Origin of the sequence: Caldibacillus sp. 210928-DFI.2.18, assembly GCF_020554505.1 — a bacterium.
GTDB classification, from domain to species: Bacteria; Bacillota; Bacilli; order Bacillales; family Caldibacillaceae; genus Caldifermentibacillus; species Caldifermentibacillus hisashii.
Window position 1 is genome coordinate 1 of sequence record NZ_JAJCHL010000010.1, and the last position, 20,639, is coordinate 20,639.

Sequence of the window (20,639 nt, forward strand, 5' to 3'; positions counted from 1 at the left end):
AGGGGAGTTAGTTTCTCAGTCGCTGGCGCTCGGAGCTAGACAATAAAACTAATTCTAAGTTATTTACTTGTATTTTTATACTTTCTTATCTTTTAAAAAATAGCTTGGCGAAAAAGCCAAGCCCAAAAAACGAACTAGTATTGAATCAAAGTTTTTAAATCGATGCCTGATAATTTTTCCCGACCGTTTAAATACGTTAATTCAATAAGAAATGCCGCACCAACTACGATTCCGCCTAATTGTTCAACTAATTTTTTGGTTGCTTCAATCGTCCCGCCGGTTGCCAATAAATCATCAATAATCAACACCCGTTGTCCGGGTTTTACCGCATCTTTATGAATGGTCAGGACATCCTTACCATATTCCAAGCCATATTCTACTTTAATTGTTTCCCGAGGAAGTTTCCCTTCTTTACGTACTGGCGCAAACCCAACGCCTAAAGCATAAGCAACCGGGCAACCAATGATGAAGCCGCGAGCTTCCGGACCGACGACAATATCAATTTGTTTTTTTTTCGCATACTCAACAATTTGTTCAGTTGCATACTTAAACGCAGCTCCATCGGCCATTAACGGCGTAATATCTTTAAAACTAATTCCTTTACTTGGCCAATCTTCAACTATCGCAATATATTTTTCTAAATCCATGCCTTTGCCTCCTTCATATTTGCGGTACCGATAAATCTATCGAGACTATTTTTTAATTGTTTATAGGATGAAAAGAGCAACTCTTTTTCCAATTGAATAATTTCCTGTCTTAATTGGTAAGTTTTCGATTCTGATAAATCTCGTTTTGACGGATTTTTTATAACTGAAAGAATACCATTATCCATTGTAACAAAATTCAGTTCAAAAAACACCGTTAGCATAAATTTTATGGTATGAAGTGACCATCCTTTATATTTCGCCAATTCGGCTCCATAACGCCGGAAATCAAACACACCTTTTTTACACAAGAATGCATACATCCATTTAAAATGTTCTCTTGTCGGCATCGTATTTAAGAGTTCGATATCGTCTTGATAAAAATGGGCATAAATTCTTGCAACCTGCTTTCCAGCCAATAATGACTCTAATTGTTTTTTTGATTGGGGTAAATCAATTAGAACAATGTTCATTCCGTCGATATCACAATTTTTCGCTGAGGCTTCAGAATGGATGATTTCAAGACCGGCAGCGAATTCGGATAAATTCATTTGGTTGACGGTGGATTCGCGAAAAACAATCAGTTTACTGCTTTTTTCCGGTACTTGATGAATCCACTGGTCGATTCTTCGGTTACCGCGATAATCAAACAATTGCCATTCATCAATACAAATATCTTTTAATATGAACTGCGGTTTACTGACATGATTCCATTCATTAATCGCTAACTCTCCAATGACCGAAGCTTTCGATAATGGTGATATTTCATCGGCAAGATCCCCCATATGAAAACCGATACAATCAAGTTGAGCCGAATGGTTTTCAATGATTGCTTTCAGATGATTTTTCTCTGCACCGACTTTTTTGATTTGTGGCAATTGAATATCATTTATTAAAAGCAATGGTTTTGGATTTTCTGTTCCAAACGGGGCAAACTGAAGCAATTCTTTAACAGATTGCAAATGGATATCCTCCAATGGAATCATCCCATCGACTTCAGTAACCGGGATAAAATCCTCTTCATCTAATTGTTCACTTGCCAACCGGTTCAACCGTTCCCTTAATTCCGGAACATCTGAGATTTTCATAGTCAGCCCGGCAGCCATCGGGTGTCCTCCAAAATGCGGCAAAAGTTCTTTACATTGGAACAAATTTTGATACATATTAAATTTTGGAATACTTCTTGCCGAACCCTTAGCCAATCCGGTTGCTTGATCAAAAGAAAAAACAATAACCGGCCGATAAAATTTTTCCACTAATCTGGAAGCAACAATGCCAATGACCCCTGCATGCCAGCCTTCCTTACCGACAACAATGACCTGATCGTCTATGTAATTTGATGATTGAGAAATTTCCTCAATCGCTTCAACAGTTATTTTATCGACGATTTCTTGTCTTTCTTTATTGATTTCATTAATTTCATGGGCCAATTGTTCAGCCTCATCTTTATCATTTGCCAAAAATAAATCAACGACCATACCGGCATGGTATAATCTTCCGGGAGCGTTTATCCGCGGGGCTAGTCCAAAACTAATTGATTCTTCATTTAATTCTTGCTGATTGATTCCGGCAACCCGCATTAACGCCTTTAAACCAAAATGATCCGACGATTGTAAGAGAGGTAATGCTTTTTTTACTATCAAGCGATTTTCATCTTTGAGAGGTACTAAATCAGCTATAGTTCCGATTGCTGCAAATGGAAGCAATTCTTCCGGAACTTTCCCTAAAAGAGCTGTCACCAATTTAAACGCGACACCGACACCGGCTAAATCTTTAAACGGGTAATTGGAATCAGCCCTCTTCGGATGAATAATCGCCAAACAATCCGGGAGTTCCGGTCCGGGTTCGTGATGATCGGTGATGATTAAATCAATACCAATTTCTTTTGCCACTTTTGCTTCATGAATCCCGGCAATTCCGTTATCAACCGTGATAATTAAATGATAACCGGCTTCTTTCAGTGTTCGAAATGCTTTTTCATTTGGGCCGTATCCTTCCGTGAAGCGATTTGGTATATAAAAATCGGCATCCGCACCGAGTTCACGTAATGTTTTCAATAATACATAAGTACTTGTTACTCCATCGGCATCATAGTCGCCATACACGACCATTCGCTCACCATTTCGAATTACCCGAAAAATTCGTTCAACACATATATCCATATCATTAAGCAAAAAAGGATGGTGAAACTCTTCATCCGGATTTAAAAATTTCTTTACACTTTCAGCCGTATCTAAACCTCGATTGACTAATAAATTTGCTACTAGAGGTGTCAACTGCAGTTCATTCATTAATTGTTCCGCTTTTTGACGATTTCCTTCTCGAACCGCCCAACGCGTCTTTGCTTGCAACATATTTCCTTTCACCTCTCAACTCATCTATTATACTAGAGGAATAGAAGTGAATCAATGAGAGGATTAGAAAAAAAACGCCCCTAAGGTAGGAGCGAGTCGGATTCATCATTACACAACCGGTTGATCAGAGTATTTTTTCTTTTCTTTATACGTAATCAATACACCTTTTTTCTTCAATTCTTTGCCTTTCCATACGAGCCATAATTGAGCGGCGATAAAGATGGAGGAATAAACCCCGACAATTAAACCGACCAGCATGGCAAGGGAGAAGTTCCAAATTGCCTGACTACCTATTAATAATAAGAAAATGATCGGCAATAATGTTGAAAGTGAAGTATTAATGGAACGTGTCAACACTTGACGCAAGCTTTTATTAACAATATCTTCCAATTCTTGATACGTACGGATTCTCTTCTTTTTCTTCATATGATCGCGAATCCTGTCAAATGTAACAATCGTATCATTAATGGAAAACCCGATAATGGTTAAAACGGCCGCTACGAAATTGAGATCAACTTCAAGTCTCGAAATACTAAAGACTGCTACCATAAAGAACGAGTCATGGATTAATGCTAAGATCGCCGCAGTCCCCATTTTCCATTCAAAGCGGAATGCAGTGTAAATGATGATTCCGGCTAATGAAATCAGTACAGCATAAATGGCATTTTTTACCAATTCCCGGCCAACTGTCGGAGTAACGACACTAACATTCGGATCGGCACCATATTTCTCATGGAAGTAATCTTTTAATTCATTGATTTCATTTTGAGATAAACTGCCTTTATAACGAGCGACGGCACTGTTGTTATTATCACCGGATAAAACAATATCATCCGTTTCAATATCAAATTTTGCTAATTCACTTTTCACTGTTTCTGTCGTTAAAGGTTTATCCGAGGATACTTCAATCCGGGTACCACTGGTAAAGTCAATGGACAAGTTTAACCGGAAGATAAGCAACATAACGATACCTAGTGCAAGTAAAACTCCGGATAACGTAAAAAATACATTTTTTCGTTTCACAAAATCAATTTTATCAAAGCGGGTAGGAAGATCGACTGTTTCGACACCCTGTTTGATATCATGAACATCTTGTTTTTTTACACCAAACCAGACTAATTTATGGTTAAACCAATTGCTGTGAATGAGCAGGCCCAATAAGAAACGGGATAAATATACAGCTGTGATGAAACTGATTAATAAGCTGATAATAAGCATTGTTGCAAAGCCTTTGACAGAACTTTGTCCATAAATATATAGAACAACAGCGGCAATGAGCGTCGTAATTTGGGCGTCAAAGATCGTGACAAATGATGTTTTATTTGATTCTTTAAAAGCAGCTTGAAGGGAGCGCCCTACTTTAATCTCCTCTTTAAGTCGCTCGTATGCGATAATATTTGCATCGACCGCCATCCCAATACCTAATACAAGCGCTGCAATACCCGGTAAGGTCAGAACCGCATTGAGTCCATCATAAACAGCTAAAAGCATCCAAATATAAACCGATAAGGCAATACAAGCAACCAGACCCGGCAAGCGGTAATAGACAATTAAGAAGAGGTAGATGGCAGCTATTCCAATAATTCCGGCTAATACGGTAGATTGTAAAGCATCAGAACCAAATTGAGCTCCGACCGACGTAGAATAAATTTCTTTCAACTTAACAGGTAAAGCACCGGCGTTTAATAGTTCAGCCAATGTTTTTGCCTCTTCTACAGTAAAATTCCCTGTAATTTCCACATCGCGACTATTGATAACCTTTGAAACCATCGGTGCAGAAATATATTTTGGATTTTCCTTTCCGGCCTCTTTTGCATAGGAGTCTTTATCTTCATCAAAATCAAGCCAAATAACCATCACGGAAGGGGTCTTTTCCATAGCTTTTTCCGTCGCCTTGGCAAATCTCGAAGCATCTTTCAATTTTAAGGTGACGTTTGGCTTGCCGTTTTGGTCATAGGATTGTTTTGCGCCTCCTTGGACAAGATCCGTACCATCAAGTAATTTATTATCTTCAGAGTCACGGAAAGATAACTCTGCCGTTGTTGATAACATTTCCCTTGCTTGTTTTTGATCCTTTATCCCTGCCAGTTGAACCCTGATACGATTTCCTTCCTCTACATCGATTCTTGGTTCACTGACACCTAAAGCATTAATCCGTTTACTCAGTGCTTCTGCTGTACTGGCCAATGTAGCCTGAGTAATCTTATCCCCATCATTTACCGGTTGAACCTGATAAAGTACTTCAAATCCACCTTGCAAGTCAAGTCCTAGCTTGATTCGGTCAAGAATAGGATTTGTCGTCGTACCAAGCAAGCTGGCAAATAAAATAACGAGAAGAAAAAAAGCAATCATTCTGCTACGTTTAATCATCTGTTTAAAAATCCTCCCTTAAAGAGAACACCCATATTAGCTATGAAAAATGTTTTTATATGAGGTTTCAATATCATTTATTACCATGTACATTATGTTACAACCATTACAAGCTGTCAATTTTTCCTATTTTTTTAACAATTCTTCTAGTTCACCCGCTCCCGCATCCGAGAACCAATCAGGACCCTTTAAATGTTCGACTGTTTGAAAGGAAATAAAATCGCTGACCTTCACATTCAAAATATCGCGGACTATTTCATAAATATGTACATCTTCCCGCGGTTTTCTCCATTTTTTTGTAAGTAAAAAATTCCATAAGTCATCTTCAGAAACTTGATCATAGTCAAATACTTTAAATTCATCCAGCTTCGAACTCAAGACAACGGCAACATCTTCTCGGTATTTTTCATAGAGATGAACAGTCAAAGTAATCCCCACCTTCTTCCAAATATAACGATTTGATAAGCAATGATTAAAATTGTTAGCAAGGTTGTCCACAAATTTGCATATATATCATTGTATAAAAAAAAATCCCATTTGAGAAGGCAGGGAACAAAAATGTCTAAATTTCTAAAAGGAACAATCATCCTCTTAGTTGCCGGTCTTATCACAAGAATGCTCGGATTCCTTAATCGGATTTTAATAGCAAGATTGATTGGTGAAGAGGGTGTAGGTTTATATATGATGGCTTATCCTACATTTTCTTTAGTTGTTACATTGACACAAGTTGGCTTACCGGTCGCCATTTCCAAAAGGGTGGCTGAAGCGGATGCAAAGGGAGATTCGGCAAAGGTAAAGAAAATACTGGTTGTTTCGTTAATGACAACATTGACCTTATCGTTAATTTTTACACCGGTACTCTTTTTTGGTGCACCTATTTTAGCGAAAACTGTTTTTACGGATGCAAGAATTATTTATCCTATCCTTGCCATTAGTCCGGTAATTCCGATTATAGCAGTTAGCTCGGTAATTGCCGGATATTTTCAAGGGAAGCAAAATATGAAACCCTCCGCTTATTCGCTATTGATTGAACAAACGGTGCGAATCATTTTTATTATGATCTTAACGAGAATTTTCTTACCTTATGGAATCGAGTATGCAGCATCAGCGGTTATGATCGCTACGGTAATTGGAGAGTTCATTTCTTTACTTTATTTATTAACGATGTTTAAAATTCGAAAAGCGTTTCCATTACGAAAGAACTTTTTTAAAAGCTTGAGTAAGACAAAAACGATTTTTAAAGAATTAATGAGTATCGGTATACCAACGACCGGCAGCAGAATGATTGGTTCTGTTTCCTGGTTTTTAGAACCGATTGTTGTTACCCAAGCGTTAGCCATTGCCGGTGTAAGTGCCATGATGGCGACAAAGCAATACGGTGCTTTGACCGGATTTGCCATGCCGTTATTATTGCTGCCTTCTTTTGTAACGGTTGCCTTAAGCACTTCCCTTGTCCCTGCCATTAGTGAAGCCCATTCATTAAAACAATACGCAACGGTGGAAAAGCGGATCCAACAAGCATTGAAATTTTGTGTGTTAACAGGTGCTTTGCCGGTCATTATTTTGCTTGTTCTTGCCGGTCCGTTAATGGAAATGTTATATAATTCTTTAAGCGGTGCATTTTTTATTAAACTAATTGCACCGTTCATCTTATTGCAATATTTACAATCCCCGTTACAATCAGCACTTCAAGCATTAGATTTGGCCCGGGCCGCCATGATTAACAGTTTAATTGGTGCTGTGGTGAAGTTAGCGGTTATTTTCACTCTTGCTTCCAATCCAAGCTTTGGTATTAATGGGGTTGCCATTGGCATTGTTGTTGGCTTTGTACTGGTAACATTACTTCATTATGCAACCATTTTAAAGGTGATCCCACTTACTTTTTATGCCGGTTACTATGCAAAAATTTTGATTACAACCGTACTTACGGGTTTTGCCGGAAAGTATCTATATCCCATTTTTGCAGTTCAGCTGCCCTTACTATTTGCAATTTTTGCAACTGTTATCGTGATGTGCGGAATTTATTTCCTTTTCTTGTTATTTTTAAAAGTGATTAATAAAGGAGACATTCAAAAAGCGGTATCTTTAATCAGTCCAAACAGAAAATAACACTTTTTTTGATGGCAATTGTTTAGATAGAGTTAAAAAAATATAAGGTCCTTTCACTAAAGGGACCTTATATTATTAGTTATTTTTATCAATATAAAGCTTGCCGTTTTCGTAACTGCAAAAAGATATTTCTTTCAGATTTTTAATCCCTCTTTTATTTAATTCATCATATAACCATTCCTTATTCAAATTTAACTCTGATAATTTTTCTTCTTGCAGTTCCCCATCGATAATCAGTCCAACCGTGTAGCCGGTTTTATTTTTTTCCTTTTTTAAGACAGATAATTTCCCGGTTGGTTCCAAAATTGCAAATTCAACATCGGAAATATAACGAATATTATTTTCTCTCAGTTGCATGAGGAGATCGTCGAAATTGTATCTTTGTTTTTTCATTTGTTTCTCGAGTATTTTCCCGTCTTTTATTATAATTGAAGGTTCACCGTCGACCAGCTTTCTGAAGTTTCGGCTTCTTAATGAGAAATGCGAAAAAATAACTTGAATGAGAACTAAAATTCCCATTGGTAACAGTGGTTTAAAAAAAGATTCGTTGTATCTTTCAATGGAAATGACGGCAATATCAGCAATCATAATAAACACAACTAAATCGATAATCCCTAACTCTCCAATTTCCCTTTTCCCCATCAAGCGAAAAATGAGGACAATTAACAAATAAACAACTACTACTCGTAAAGAAATAATTCCATATATTTCCATATCATATCCCCCGTTTCTCTTCAAATTAGTTTTCCTTTGTTTTCATTCCTTATTCATTATTAAATGAGTTGAAAATTTAATAAAAGAGATTCTATTTTTGCCAAGCTCTGAATATGCTTGTACCAATATCAGTTTTAATGCCATGACTATGGGGGGACTCTATGTGGATACAAGAAGATTAAGCAGTTCTGTATTTGTCGGTTTAGGTGTCGTTTATGTGGTTGCCGCACTATTTAGCTTGATATTCTCATTAATTCTCAAGTTTTCATCTGTTCAAGAGGGACAACTTAGTTTAATCATTACAGTCATATCGTTTATTTCCTTATTCATTGGGGGTTTTGTTGCAGGCGGCCGTGGAAAGGAAAAAGGATGGCTACTGGGAGGATTAACCGGAATATTATATACAGTGATTAATTTCTTGTTTCATTTTTTTGGATATGATTCTGTTTTTAATATGGAACAAACAATCTATTATATTTGCTTTACGCTAACTGCTGTTATGGGAGGTATTCTCGGGGTAAATATGATGGGAAACCGTTCACGGCAAGCTTGATTTTGAGGATTAAATAAAATTCAGTTCTTTTTATCTTTGAAAAAACCCAGCTCTTTTTATAGGGCTGGGTATTCATCATCACGGAAAACATTTCCTACGATTTATTCGCTTTTTCTAACACATCACGAATAGCACTACGCTCGTATGTAAGACGGCTGCCATCTCCACATTTAATAACAACTGTACTTTCATCAATGGAGTCGATAAAGCCATGGAGACCGCCAATAGTTACTACTTTATCCCCTTTTTCCAGACTTGATTGCATTTGCTGTACTGCTTTTTGACGCTTTTGCTGAGGTCTGATTAACAGGAAATAAAAAATGACAAACATCAAAACTAACATGAGAATACTGTATGTTCCTTGATTCAATTTGTTTCCTCCTCTCTATTAGAAATTTTTTGCATTAGGTTTATTAAACCCATATTGTTCAAAAAATTGTTCACGAAAGTCCAAAAGACGCTCTTCACGAATCGCTTGACGGACTTGCTCCATTAATTTTAACAGAAAATAGAGGTTATGATAAGTACAAAGTCGAAATCCTAATATTTCATTTGTATGAATTAAGTGTCGGATATAGGCACGACTGTAATTACGACAAGTATAACAATCACAATGCTCATCAAGCGGACCGAAATCACGGGCATATTTGGCATTTTTCACAACAAGTCGGCCGGTTGATGTCATAACGGTACCGTTACGAGCAATCCGGGTTGGCAGCACACAGTCAAACATATCAATCCCGCGAATGGCACCATCAATTAAGGAATCCGGCGAACCGACACCCATTAAATAGCGCGGTTTATCAGCCGGCAAAAGCGGTGTCGTAAATTCTAGCATCCGGTTCATTGTCTCTTTTGGTTCCCCGACCGACAGCCCACCAACTGCATAGCCCGGGAAATCAAGAGATACGAGATCTTCGGCACTTTGCTTTCGTAAGTCTTCATACTCGCCGCCTTGAACGATCCCGAAAAGTCCTTGATCTTTCGGGCGTTTATGTGCTTTCAAACAGCGTTCAGCCCATCGTGATGTCCGCTCCACCGATTTTTTCATGTAATCATATTCTGCCGGATAAGGTGGGCATTCGTCAAAAGCCATCATAATATCGGAACCGAGCGCATTTTGAACTTCCATCGATATTTCCGGAGATAAAAACAGCTTGTCCCCGTTCAAATGATTACGGAAATGGACACCTTCTTCTTCAATTTTTCGAAATTCACTCAAACTAAAAACTTGAAAACCGCCGGAATCAGTTAAAATAGCCTGATCCCAGTTCATGAATTGATGAAGTCCGCCCGCTTCTTTCACAATATCATGCCCCGGTCGTAACCATAAATGATACGTATTACTTAAAATAACCCCGGCACCGATTTCCTTTAATTCTTCAGGTGACATTGTTTTTACCGTCGCCAATGTTCCAACCGGCATAAACATCGGTGTTTCATAAGAACCATGTGGTGTATGCAAAATGCCAAGCCTTGCACCCGTTTGTTTATCGGTTTTTATTAATTCATAACGTATCGCAGTCAAATCATGCTGCTCCTTTCTTTTAATGAATAAACATCGCATCGCCAAAGCTGAAAAAACGATAACGTTCCTTTACCGCAGTTCCGTAGGCATGCAAGATATGTTCTCTCCCGGCCAACGCACTGACAAGCATAATGAGCGTTGATTTTGGCAAATGGAAATTAGTAATTAAACAATCGATTGCCTTGAACTGAAACCCTGGATAAATAAAAATATCCGTCCAGCCACTTTCAGCAACAAAAGAACCATTATGGCGTGCAGCAATGGTTTCCAATGTTCTTGTTGACGTTGTCCCGACAGAAATGATCCGCCCGCCGTTTTTCTTCACTTCATTCAACAAGTTCGCTGTTTCCTCAGTCATATGATAAAATTCCGCATGCATTTCATGTTCTTCTATAGACTCAACATTGACCGGACGAAATGTCCCGAGACCGACATGTAGCGTAATAAACGCAATATGGACCCCTTTGTTTTTAATGTCCGCTAACAATTTTTCAGTAAAGTGAAGTCCCGCGGTTGGTGCTGCCGCAGAACCGATTTCCCGGGCATAGACGGTTTGATAGCGATCGGCATCATCCAGCCGTTTTTTAATATATGGAGGCAACGGCATTTCCCCTAATTCATCTAGAATCTCGTAAAAAATGCCGTCATACTGAAATTCGAATATTCTGCCCCCATATTCTAACGTATCTATACATTTGGCATGTAATTTACCCCCGCCAAAACTGATGACTGTTCCCGGTTTAATCCGTTTGGCCGGCTTTACAAGCGTTTCCCATTTGTCCCCTTCAATTTGTTTCAGGAGCAATACTTCTACATGGGCATTTGTGTCTTCTTTCATTCCAAAAAGTCGTGCCGGCATCACTTTTGTATCATTTAATACGAGACAATCTCCCGGGTTCAAATAATGAATAATGTCGGAAAAAATTTTATGTTCAATTTCACCCGTTTGTTTATTCAATACCATTAAACGGCTTGCGGCCCGATCTTGTAAAGGTGTTTGGGCAATTAATTCATCCGGTAAATAATAATCAAAGTCTTCTAATTTCATTGTTTCCCACCAACTTCTATCTAAATCTGTTTATAATAAAAAAGATAAGAGAAAGGACGATACTTAATAATATCGAGGTCATAATTGGAAAATAAAAGGTTGTGTTACCTTTTTGAATGATAATATCACCGGGCAGCCTACCAATTTTAATAAACTGCATCAATAAGCCAACAAGAAAGATAATGCCTCCGATGGTCATCAACATTTTTCCCAGTCCTGTCATTTTTTCGGAACCTCCATGTGAAAATGTTCATATACAGCTCCGGTTACAACTCTTCCTCTCGGTGTCCTTTGTAAAAAGCCGATTTGTAATAAATAAGGCTCGTAGACATCCTCGATTGTTTCTGCTTCTTCGCCGATTGTTGCCGCAATTGTATCCAACCCGACCGGCCCGCCGTTAAATTTTTCTATGATACCTCGTAATAATTTATGGTCAATATGGTCTAAACCCAATCGATCAACTTGCAACAGGTCAAGTGCTTCATTGGCCAGTGCTCGTGTAATCGTACCGTCACCTTTCACTTGGGCAAAATCACGAACCCTGCGGAGTAACCGGTTTGCTATTCGCGGTGTCCCCCGGGAACGTAATGCAATTTCGTTCGCTGCCCCTTCATCAATTTCAGCATCCAATATTGAGGCGGTTCGAAAGACGATTTCGATTAACTGGTCAGGTTTATAATACTCTAATCTGCTTAAAACTCCAAATCGATCCCTTAGCGGTGCAGACAATGCCCCGGCCCTGGTTGTTGCTCCGACTAAAGTGAAGGGAGGCAAATCGATTCGAATCGAGCGAGCACCGGCACCTTTCCCAATCACAATATCCAAGCAAAAATCTTCCATTGCCGGATAAAGGACTTCTTCTATTGCACGATTAAGACGGTGAATTTCATCAATAAATAACACATCACCGGGTTCAATGGCGGTTAACACGGCAGCAAGATCACCTGGCCGTTCAATGGCGGGACCTGATGTTGTCCGTAAGTTCCCCCCCATTTCATTGGCAATGATTGCTGCCAATGTTGTTTTCCCTAGTCCCGGGGGACCATATAACAGGACATGGTCTAAAGTTTCCATTCTCATTTTCGCTGCTTCGATAAAAATTTTTAAGTTATTTTTCACCTGATCTTGTCCGATATATTGGTCAAACGAATGGGGGCGCAAATTTTGTTCCAAAGATAGATCCTCAAAATCGGCTTGATCGGATATAATTCGTTCTGTCATGACAATCCCCCTCTATATGGTGATGAAAAACTACTTCCTTTTGTGGAATGGCGGCGATTCATTCGTACTTAACTATATATATGGTGAAAACTACTTCCTTTTGTAGAATTGCGGCAACCCATTTGTACTCATCTATATGGTAATGAAAAACTACTTCCTACTTGGGACTTAGCTCATTCCCCACCTATCTTTTATGTAAACTCGAAAAACTTGAGGTGAAGGTCCTACTACCCGTTAAGGTGGTAACGAAACTTTTCGTATACGGGTCCGTTTTTATAAATGGGACAGTTTCTTTAAAGCTAATTTTATATATTGATCCGTAGATAAGTTTTCCGTATTTAACATTCCGGCGACCTTCCTGATTTCCTTGTTCGAATAGCCGAGCGCTTCAAGAGCCAACAATGCCTCCTTGAGTTCATGATTTTCCTCATCCATATCATTGCTGTCTCCTCCAGCATGATCGGGAAGTTCATTGAAAAATTCTTGCAGTTTTCCTTTCAGATCTAAGATTATTTGTCTTGCTGTCTTTTTACCGACACCGGGGAAAGTAGTTAAGAACTTCTCGTTTTCCTGCTCAATAGCATGGGCAATCTGCTTCGGCTCTCCTGCTGCAAGGATGGCAAGTGCCCCTTTAGGTCCAATACCGGAAACATTAATCAATTTTGTAAAGAACTGTTTTTCCTCTAATGTTTGAAAACCGTATAAAATATGTGCATCATCCCGTACATGAAAATACGTATATATTTTCTGTTTTGTTTGATCTTGACGAAAAATATACGGATTCGGTGTAAAAATTTGATAACCGATTCCATGATTTTCAACAACAATGTATTGCGGACTAATATATTCTACGGTTCCAACAATATATGCGTACACTTAATCCTCTCCCTTGCCTAACTGTCATACATTTTACCACATTTATAACAGTAAAGAGAAGAGGGACAGCCTCTTTCGAAAATGAATCCAAAAGAGATGTCCCTCTTACAAGATGGCGGTTTAATTAAATCCCTTGATAGGCTTTGCGGATGATTTCTTCAATTTCTGTAATTAGCGGTAATTTCGGATTAGCATTTGTACATTGATCTTCAAATGCTTTGTCGGCAAGTTCCGTAATTTGTGCCTCTAATTCTTCTTCTTTTACCCCGTTTTCTTTCATACTCATCGGGATATTGATTCCTTTTGCTAATTTAATAATTTCATTGACTAAACTTTCGACCCCTTCTTCAGTGGTGCGAGCCGGTAATCCAAGAGCCTTTGCAATTTCCGCATAACGCTCATCGGCAATGAAATGTTCATATTTCGGGAATGTGGCAAATTTCGTTGGTTTTTGTGCATTGTAACGAATGACATGCGGCAGTAGAATCGCATTCATCCGTCCGTGTGGAATCCCGAACGCTCCGCCAAGTTTATGGGCAATACTATGATTTAAACCGAGGAATGCGTTTGAGAATGCCATCCCTGCAATTGTCGATGCATTATGCATTTTTTCCCTTGCCAGTTCATCATTCCCGTTATGATAAGCTTTTGGTAAATATTCAAAAACGAGTTGAATAGCTTTAATGGCTAAGCCGTCTGTATAATCATTGGCCATATTTGATACATAGGCTTCAATCGCATGGGTCAAAACATCCATACCTGTGTCAGCCGTAATTGATTTTGGCATCGTCATCACAAAACTCGGGTCAATAATAGCCACATCCGGTGTTAATTCATAGTCTGCCAACGGATATTTTATATCGAGATCTTCATCCGTGATAACCGAAAATGAAGTAACTTCAGAACCGGTACCGGAAGTTGTCGGGATACAAACGAGTTTAGATTTCTTACCTAATTCAGGGAATTTGTAAACGCGTTTCCGGATATCCATGAATTTTTGTTTTGCGCCATTGAATTCAATTTCCGGATGTTCATAGAATAGCCACATCCCTTTCGCTGCATCGAGAACAGATCCTCCACCAACGGCGATAATAACATCCGGATGGAAATTAGCCATCGCTTCGACACCTTTCATCACCACTTCAACGGAAGGTTCGGTTTTTACATCCGAGAAAATTTCACTGTGGACATAGTCCGGTCTTTTTCTTAAATAATACAATACTTTATCGACGTAACCGAGGCGGACCATATCTTTATCAGCCACGATAAAAGCTCTTGAAATATCCGGCATTTTCGATAAATATTGAGTTGAATTTTTTTCAAAGTAAATTTTTGGTGGAATTTTGAACCATTGCATGTTAACACGCCTTTTTGCCATGATTTTTTTATTAATTAGGTTTAACGTACCAACGTTGGTTGATACGGAGTTCCCGCCATATGTTCCGCAACCTAATGTTAAAGATGGAATATAGGCGTTATAAATATCACCAATTGCACCTTGGGATGATGGCTGGTTCACAATCACACGACCGGCTTTCATCTTTCTGCCGTATTCACGAATAACCTCTTCATTTTGAGAATGAATGACCGCTGAATGACCCATACCGTTGTAATGCAACATTTCTAAGGCCCGTTGAATGCCCTCTTTTGAATTTTTAACCTTAAAGCAAGCAAGTACCGGACTTAATTTTTCACCGGATAGCGGTTCTTCCGGTCCTACTTTCACCGTTTCGGCAAGAAGGATTTTTGTGTTTTCCGGTACGCTGACTCCGGCTGCTTCGGCGATTTTATTAGCAGATTGTCCCACGACGGCCGGATTGACGCCACCGGTTTCTCGCATCACATATTTTTCAACTTTTTTCTTTTCTTCTTCTGTTAAAAAATAGCAATTGTTCGCAATCAATTCTTGTTTAACGGCATCATAAATTTCTTCATCGATAATCACTGCTTGTTCGGATGCACAAATCATCCCGTTGTCGAACGTTTTTGATAAAATTAAATCGTTCACAGCCCGTTTGATCTTCGCTGATTTTTCAATATAACAAGGTACGTTACCCGGTCCAACGCCTAATGCCGGTTTTCCGGAACTGTAAGCGGCTTTTACCATTCCCGATCCACCTGTGGCAAGAATTAGGGAAATACCGGGGTGTTTCATTAAGTAATCAGTTTTTTCCATAGACGGTGCTTCAATCCATTGAATACAGTTTTCCGGTGCACCGGCACGAATCGCTGCTTCCAACAATACTTTTGCTGCTTCTTTACTTGATTGTTGCGCCGATGGATGGAATGCGAAAATAATCGGGTTTCTTGTTTTAATGGCAATTAGCGATTTAAACATCGTTGTTGATGTCGGATTTGTAACCGGAGTGACACCGGCAACAACACCGACTGGTTCAGCAATTTCTACAATGCCTTCATTGTCATCTTCCCGAATCACACCTACTGTTTTATCGTATTTGATGCCGTGGTAAATATATTCCGTTGCAAATAAGTTTTTGATAATTTTATCTTCATAAACACCGCGTTTCGTTTCTTCAACAGCTAATTTAGCCAGTCGCATATGCTCATTTAATCCTGCCAAAGCCATTTCCTTGACAATATTATCAATGGTCTCTTGATCGTAATCCATAAATGCTTCCAGCGCTTTCTGACCTTTAGCAACTAACTCATCCACTTCATTTCCGGTTGGATTCACCGTTTTTTCTTCTTTTGCCAATGTTTTTGTACTCATGTTAAAGGCCTCCTATCATTTTTTATTTTTGTGTGGGATAAAGTGAAACTTCCATCAGTGGGGATAACCATCCCCCCCACTGATGGTTAGTTGAACCAATCGGGCACTTACGGGCACTTATCTTCCTCCTTTACATCTTTGATTTTCCTTAAGCCACTAAGGAAGATTTAGTGTCCGTTTGTGCGGGATAGAGTGTGCACCTATAGGACTAACTATGTCCCACGTAGACATTTTTTGTCCCTATTTTACAAAAAATTACTTGTAAAAAATCTTTTCCTACTTTTTTAGTTGAATTAATCTTCATCATTTCTTTGATGAAGACCGATAACAAGTTTAGTGACATCCTTGTTATCTAAGTTCATTATATAAACAAAAAGGATAATAATCAATATCAATGTGAAGTTTTTCACAAATTATTCGCAAGGACTTTTCGTAAAATTGGTTGTAATCGTTCACATCTGGTTGAAAGCGCTATTATGAAACGACTCCGTTCACAAATTCTTAATAATTAATATGATTCAGTAAAAATCCAGACACATTTTCAGGGGGTTTTTAAAGATTTTTCATTATTTGAAAAGTGAAGTGCTTTGTCGATTATTTTCAAGATACCAACTATGATGGCTGTGAACTTTCGCTAAACATTAAAAACGTCGGCAAAAAGGGAACTTCCCTCAAATCGGTGACGAGATTGGGACTCGTAGGCAAAAATAAGGCTCTCACAAAATCGGTGACGAGATTAGGAATCGTCGACAAAAATAAGATCTCCGCACTCAAATTTGCCGACGAGACCATTCCCGCCCCAAAATGGTAATGACAATGGGTTTCGGCAATTTATTGGTTTTCCAAGGTGCGAAACTCAAGTGAAATTTATTAGCACATAATTTTCTTTACATTTATTACCTATTCGTTTTCTTGATCCTTCAATTCGTTCTGTATCCGTTCAAAAAACTCCTCTGCGGCATTATACCCTTGCTGAAATAAATACCAATTCGTGCAAGCAGCCTCCACTAAACCAGCCACATCCCGACCAGGTTGCAATTGGATTTCAATATGGGGAATTTTCACACCTAAATAGTCTTTATAAGTCAATTCCGGTTCCAGTTGATTATTTAATTCATTGTCTTCCCAACGGCACAATTCAATATCGAGAGCGATTCTAGTTTCTTCCTGGAATGCTTTTCTTCCATAAATTTTGGCTATATTTAAAAGACCAATACTACGGAGGGCCAAAAATTCTTTGTTTGTCCGATTATGGGTTCCGAGAAGCGTTTTGGAACTTATTTTTTTCAACACAACAATATCATCAGCAACTAAACGATGACCTCGGCCAATAAGAGTATGAGCTGTTTCACTTTTTCCGATTCCGGATTTTCCCCGTAATAAAATTCCTACGCCATAAACATTTAAACACACACCATGAATGGCAATTTCAGGTGCTAATTTATTTTTTAAATAATTGTTCAGTTTATCAATAAACTCCGAGCTTTTCTCATTTGTTCTTAATAACGGGATTCTTTCCTCTTTACAATATTGTTTTAAATACGTTAAGCCTTCTTGACCGGCTGTGACAATAAAGCAAGGTGGATGATATTTGACAACATTTCCAATATGGTATCGCCGCTTTTCATCAGTTAATTTATGTAAATAAGTAATCTCCTTTTTGCCAAGTATTTGAATTTGTTCCATTGGAAAATATTCAAAATAGCCGATAAACTCCAGTCCGGGACGATGGGTTCTTGGCTGTGATATTTTTCGGTTTAAATAATCTTCCCCTTCTAAAACTTCCAGAGAAAATTCTTGGACCAATTTTTCAATCGAAATGGTTTTCACTCATTCAGCATTCCTTCCATAATACATTTCAAACTCATCTTGTAAAAATACTACAATAGAAATGACTTTTTGCCTAGTAATAACACTCCGTCGTGAAAATATTTTAACTACTGAATTCATTCTCAAATCCAATTGAAAAAAACACCAGAACATGACCTGTCAGAATCATATCCTGATGTTTTATTACAATCTTTTCACCTTTATTTATTCGTTAGAGATGATTACCTTCATGGCTTCATTTTCGGCAGCTTGTTTAAATACATCATACGCTTCTAAAAATTGGTCAAATGTAAAGCGATGGGTAATTAATTGTTCCGGTTGCAATTTTTTGGATGTAACTGTTTTTAAAAGCATCGGTGTTGTAGATGTATTCACAAGTCCGGTTGTTAACGTTATATTGGAAATCCATAGTTTTTCTAAGTGGAATTCAACCGGTTTTCCATGTACTCCTGCGTTGGCGATATAGCCACCAGGTTTGACAATTTCCTGACAAATATCAAAAGTTGCCGGAATACCATCTACCATAATGAATTTTTCTTTACAGGTTATCTTCTCCCTTATCCCCAGTTTACAATGCTGCAGTGACTCCACCATCAACGACAATTTCTTGACCGGTAATAAATGAAGAATCATCTGAAGCTAAGAATAAGCAAGTAGCAGCAACTTCTTCAGGATTACCGATTCTTCGTAACGGATAGTCTTTTCCTAGTTCATCAATTGATGTTTGTGCCGTTTCAGCCCCGTACGAAGCCATAGCTGTTTTGATATAGGAAGGATGAACTGAATTTACACGTACATTAAATGGACCATATTCAGTTGCCACATCTTTTGTCATGATCCGTACTGCACCTTTACTGGCTCCATACAATGCATGTCCCGGTGCACCACCTAATCCGGCGATAGAAGAAAGATTGATTACTGAGCCTTTTTTATTTTTAGCCATATGAGGTAAAACATGTTTCATTCCGAGAAAGACACCGGTTACATTAATCGACATAAGCCAATTCCATTTTTCCAATGTGATTTCTGCAAGCGGACTAATATAGTAAACACCGGCATTATTGACTAAAATATCGATTTTGCCGAACTTGTCGATCGTAGTGTTGACCACATGAATCCAGTCTTCTTCTTTTGCTACATCATGTTTAATAAAAATGGCTTCGCTGCCAATTTCAGAAGCGACTTTTTGACCTTCAGCTTCCTTAATATCCGTCAAAACAACTTTCGCGCCTTCTTTTACAAAAAGTTCTGCAGTTGCTTTTCCGATACCGGCACTTGCTCCAGTGACAATGGCTACTTTATCTTTTAATTTCATAACAATCCCTCCACTGCTTTAATGGTAATTGCTTATAATCAAAACAATTTAACCTCTATTAACGAGCTTTAGGACTTCCACTAACAAATTGAAGAATCAAGTAGTAATATTATAGCCCGCAAGCGCCCGATTCGAATCGACTAAACGCTCGGGCGCGCGAGTTTTCACACTTTAATATCACATTGCTTGACGGATAATTTCCATAACCTCTTCAAGTTTTGCCTTACGCGGGTTTGTTGCTGCACAAGCATCTGCCATCGCATGTTCAGCTAAAACCGGAATATCTTCTTCTTTTGCACCTAATTCTTTAAATCCATTCGGAATATTCATATCTCTTGCCAGTCGTTCAATTGTGGCAATTGCTTTTTCTGCAGCTTCATATGTGCTTAAGCCTTTCACATTTTCACCCAGTGCAATGGCGATATTACGGAAACGATCCGGACGAGCTACAAGATTGAATCTGGATACATGTGGTAATAGTATGGCATTACATACACCATGAGGCAAATCATAGAATCCGCCGAATTGGTGTGCTATGGCATGAACATACCCTAAAGAAGCATTGTTGAAAGCCATACCAGCTAAATATTGAGCATAAATCATTTGTTCACGTGCTTCCAAATCTTGACCATTTGCAAATGCACGCGGCAAAAATTCAGGAATGATTTCAATTGCTTTTAATGCACAAGCATCCGTAATTGGTGTAGCAGCCGTTGATACATATGCTTCTACCGCATGTGTTAACGCATCCAAACCTGTTGCAGCGGTTAAGGATGGAGGCATACCAATCATTAACATCGGATCATTAACAGAGAATGTCGGAGTTACATGTTTATCAACAATCGCCATTTTTACTTTTCTACTTGTATCTGTAATAATTGTGAATTTCGTCATTTCACTTGCAGTACCGGCAGTTGTGTTAATGGCAGCCAGTGGTACCATTGGTTTTGCTGAACGATCAACACCTTCATAATCATGAATCGTGCCACCATTTGCCGCAACTAAACCAATCCCTTTTGCACAATCATGGGGACTACCGCCGCCTAAAGAAATGATTGAATCACAATTTTCTTCTGTGAATATTTTCAAACCGGCCTCAACATTTTTATCGGTTGGATTTGGTTTTACTTCTGAATATATGACAACTTCCAGACCAGCTTCCCGAACAATTCCGGCAACTTGGTCGGCATATCCTAAACTTTTGATTCCTTCATCTGTTACAATTAGAGTCTTCTTACACCCGAGACCCTTTAATCTTGATCCCACTTCCTGCACTTTATTTACGCCAAAAAGGTTTACAGTGGGCATATAAAATTCACTTGTTGCCATTTGCAATTCCTCCTTTA

General features: G+C 38.6%; 17 protein-coding genes and 1 pseudogene. 2 read left to right on the plus strand and 16 right to left on the minus strand.

Features of this window, described 5'->3' with window-relative positions; translation table 11 throughout:
- Positions 1-134 precede the first annotated feature (134 nt).
- From LIZ98_RS03940 to LIZ98_RS03955, 4 genes are all read right to left on the minus strand, one after another.
- Positions 135-647: an adenine phosphoribosyltransferase gene (locus tag LIZ98_RS03940; protein ID WP_041846212.1), complete on the minus strand. Its 513-nt coding sequence runs from the start codon at positions 645-647 to the stop codon at positions 135-137.
- The gene (gene recJ / locus LIZ98_RS03945) at positions 638-2,998 is read right to left on the minus strand and encodes a single-stranded-DNA-specific exonuclease RecJ (RefSeq protein WP_227139591.1); all 2,361 of its coding nucleotides are present in this window, start codon (positions 2,996-2,998) and stop codon (positions 638-640) included. Before recJ ends, LIZ98_RS03940 begins: the two co-directional genes overlap by 10 nt.
- A 108-nt stretch (positions 2,999-3,106) precedes the next feature.
- Positions 3,107-5,368, minus strand: a complete 2,262-nt coding sequence (secDF, locus tag LIZ98_RS03950) for a protein translocase subunit SecDF (protein WP_227139592.1) — start codon at positions 5,366-5,368, stop codon at positions 3,107-3,109.
- A gap of 126 nt (positions 5,369-5,494) precedes the next feature.
- The gene (locus LIZ98_RS03955; protein WP_227090767.1) at positions 5,495-5,794 is read right to left on the minus strand and encodes a post-transcriptional regulator; all 300 of its coding nucleotides are present in this window, start codon (positions 5,792-5,794) and stop codon (positions 5,495-5,497) included.
- Between the two features lie 132 nt (positions 5,795-5,926).
- Here LIZ98_RS03955 and spoVB point away from each other — a divergent pair, with 132 nt between their 5' ends.
- Complete coding sequence (gene spoVB / locus LIZ98_RS03960) at positions 5,927-7,477, plus strand: stage V sporulation protein B (protein WP_227139593.1); 1,551 nt, start codon at positions 5,927-5,929, stop codon at positions 7,475-7,477.
- Between the two features lie 75 nt (positions 7,478-7,552).
- On the opposite strand, the gene LIZ98_RS03965 is transcribed toward spoVB, so the two are convergent.
- Complete coding sequence (locus LIZ98_RS03965; protein WP_227139594.1) at positions 7,553-8,191, minus strand: DUF421 domain-containing protein; 639 nt, start codon at positions 8,189-8,191, stop codon at positions 7,553-7,555.
- A gap of 163 nt (positions 8,192-8,354) precedes the next feature.
- Here LIZ98_RS03965 and LIZ98_RS03970 point away from each other — a divergent pair, with 163 nt between their 5' ends.
- Positions 8,355-8,744 carry a TIGR04086 family membrane protein gene (locus tag LIZ98_RS03970; RefSeq protein ID WP_041846206.1) on the plus strand — a complete coding sequence of 130 codons (390 nt, stop codon included), beginning with the start codon at positions 8,355-8,357 and terminating at the stop codon, positions 8,742-8,744.
- A 94-nt stretch (positions 8,745-8,838) separates the two neighbouring features.
- On the opposite strand, the gene yajC is transcribed toward LIZ98_RS03970, so the two are convergent.
- From yajC to LIZ98_RS04025, 11 genes and pseudogenes are all read right to left on the minus strand, one after another.
- Complete coding sequence (gene yajC, locus LIZ98_RS03975; protein WP_108899133.1) at positions 8,839-9,087, minus strand: preprotein translocase subunit YajC; 249 nt, start codon at positions 9,085-9,087, stop codon at positions 8,839-8,841.
- A 45-nt stretch (positions 9,088-9,132) separates the two neighbouring features.
- Positions 9,133-10,272, minus strand: a complete 1,140-nt coding sequence (tgt, locus tag LIZ98_RS03980) for a tRNA guanosine(34) transglycosylase Tgt (protein WP_227139595.1) — start codon at positions 10,270-10,272, stop codon at positions 9,133-9,135.
- Between the two features lie 19 nt (positions 10,273-10,291).
- Positions 10,292-11,320, minus strand: a complete 1,029-nt coding sequence (queA, locus tag LIZ98_RS03985; RefSeq protein WP_227139596.1) for a tRNA preQ1(34) S-adenosylmethionine ribosyltransferase-isomerase QueA — start codon at positions 11,318-11,320, stop codon at positions 10,292-10,294.
- Positions 11,321-11,336: 16 nt separating this feature from the next.
- Entirely contained in the window at positions 11,337-11,543 is a 207-nt protein-coding gene (locus LIZ98_RS03990; protein ID WP_041846203.1) for a DUF2905 domain-containing protein, read from the minus strand.
- A complete protein-coding gene (ruvB, locus tag LIZ98_RS03995) occupies positions 11,540-12,541 on the minus strand; it encodes a Holliday junction branch migration DNA helicase RuvB (RefSeq protein ID WP_034771341.1) in 1,002 nt (333 codons plus the stop codon). Before ruvB ends, LIZ98_RS03990 begins: the two co-directional genes overlap by 4 nt.
- Positions 12,542-12,814: 273 nt before the next feature.
- Positions 12,815-13,417, minus strand: a complete 603-nt coding sequence (gene ruvA, locus LIZ98_RS04000) for a Holliday junction branch migration protein RuvA (protein ID WP_227139597.1) — start codon at positions 13,415-13,417, stop codon at positions 12,815-12,817.
- 124 nt (positions 13,418-13,541) lie between these two features.
- Positions 13,542-16,148: a bifunctional acetaldehyde-CoA/alcohol dehydrogenase gene (gene adhE / locus LIZ98_RS04005; RefSeq protein WP_227139598.1), complete on the minus strand. Its 2,607-nt coding sequence runs from the start codon at positions 16,146-16,148 to the stop codon at positions 13,542-13,544.
- A gap of 900 nt (positions 16,149-17,048) precedes the next feature.
- Complete coding sequence (gene hprK, locus LIZ98_RS04010; protein ID WP_227139600.1) at positions 17,049-17,978, minus strand: HPr(Ser) kinase/phosphatase; 930 nt, start codon at positions 17,976-17,978, stop codon at positions 17,049-17,051.
- A gap of 204 nt (positions 17,979-18,182) precedes the next feature.
- Positions 18,183-18,494: pseudogene (locus tag LIZ98_RS04015) on the minus strand (alcohol dehydrogenase); the annotation flags it as partial.
- A gap of 52 nt (positions 18,495-18,546) precedes the next feature.
- The gene (locus LIZ98_RS04020; protein WP_227139602.1) at positions 18,547-19,293 is read right to left on the minus strand and encodes an SDR family NAD(P)-dependent oxidoreductase; all 747 of its coding nucleotides are present in this window, start codon (positions 19,291-19,293) and stop codon (positions 18,547-18,549) included.
- Positions 19,294-19,470: 177 nt separating this feature from the next.
- Positions 19,471-20,622: an iron-containing alcohol dehydrogenase gene (locus LIZ98_RS04025; RefSeq protein ID WP_034771364.1), complete on the minus strand. Its 1,152-nt coding sequence runs from the start codon at positions 20,620-20,622 to the stop codon at positions 19,471-19,473.
- Between the last annotated feature and the right edge of the window lie 17 nt (positions 20,623-20,639).

Excerpts from the sequence above, each read along its gene's own strand:
- LIZ98_RS03940 (WP_041846212.1), bottom strand. The coding sequence starts at position 647 with ATGGATTTAGAAAAATATATTGCGATAGTTGAAGATTGGCCAAGTAAA.
- recJ (WP_227139591.1), bottom strand. The coding sequence starts at position 2,998 with ATGTTGCAAGCAAAGACGCGTTGGGCGGTTCGAGAAGGAAATCGTCAA.
- secDF (WP_227139592.1), bottom strand. The coding sequence starts at position 5,368 with ATGATTAAACGTAGCAGAATGATTGCTTTTTTTCTTCTCGTTATTTTA.
- spoVB (WP_227139593.1), top strand. The coding sequence starts at position 5,927 with ATGTCTAAATTTCTAAAAGGAACAATCATCCTCTTAGTTGCCGGTCTT.
- LIZ98_RS03965 (WP_227139594.1), bottom strand. The coding sequence starts at position 8,191 with ATGGAAATATATGGAATTATTTCTTTACGAGTAGTAGTTGTTTATTTG.
- yajC (WP_108899133.1), bottom strand. The coding sequence starts at position 9,087 with ATGTTAGTTTTGATGTTTGTCATTTTTTATTTCCTGTTAATCAGACCT.
- queA (WP_227139596.1), bottom strand. The coding sequence starts at position 11,320 with ATGAAATTAGAAGACTTTGATTATTATTTACCGGATGAATTAATTGCC.
- LIZ98_RS03990 (WP_041846203.1), bottom strand. The coding sequence starts at position 11,543 with ATGACAGGACTGGGAAAAATGTTGATGACCATCGGAGGCATTATCTTT.
- ruvB (WP_034771341.1), bottom strand. The coding sequence starts at position 12,541 with ATGACAGAACGAATTATATCCGATCAAGCCGATTTTGAGGATCTATCT.
- adhE (WP_227139598.1), bottom strand. The coding sequence starts at position 16,148 with ATGAGTACAAAAACATTGGCAAAAGAAGAAAAAACGGTGAATCCAACC.
- LIZ98_RS04020 (WP_227139602.1), bottom strand. The coding sequence starts at position 19,293 with ATGAAATTAAAAGATAAAGTAGCCATTGTCACTGGAGCAAGTGCCGGT.
- LIZ98_RS04025 (WP_034771364.1), bottom strand. The coding sequence starts at position 20,622 with ATGGCAACAAGTGAATTTTATATGCCCACTGTAAACCTTTTTGGCGTA.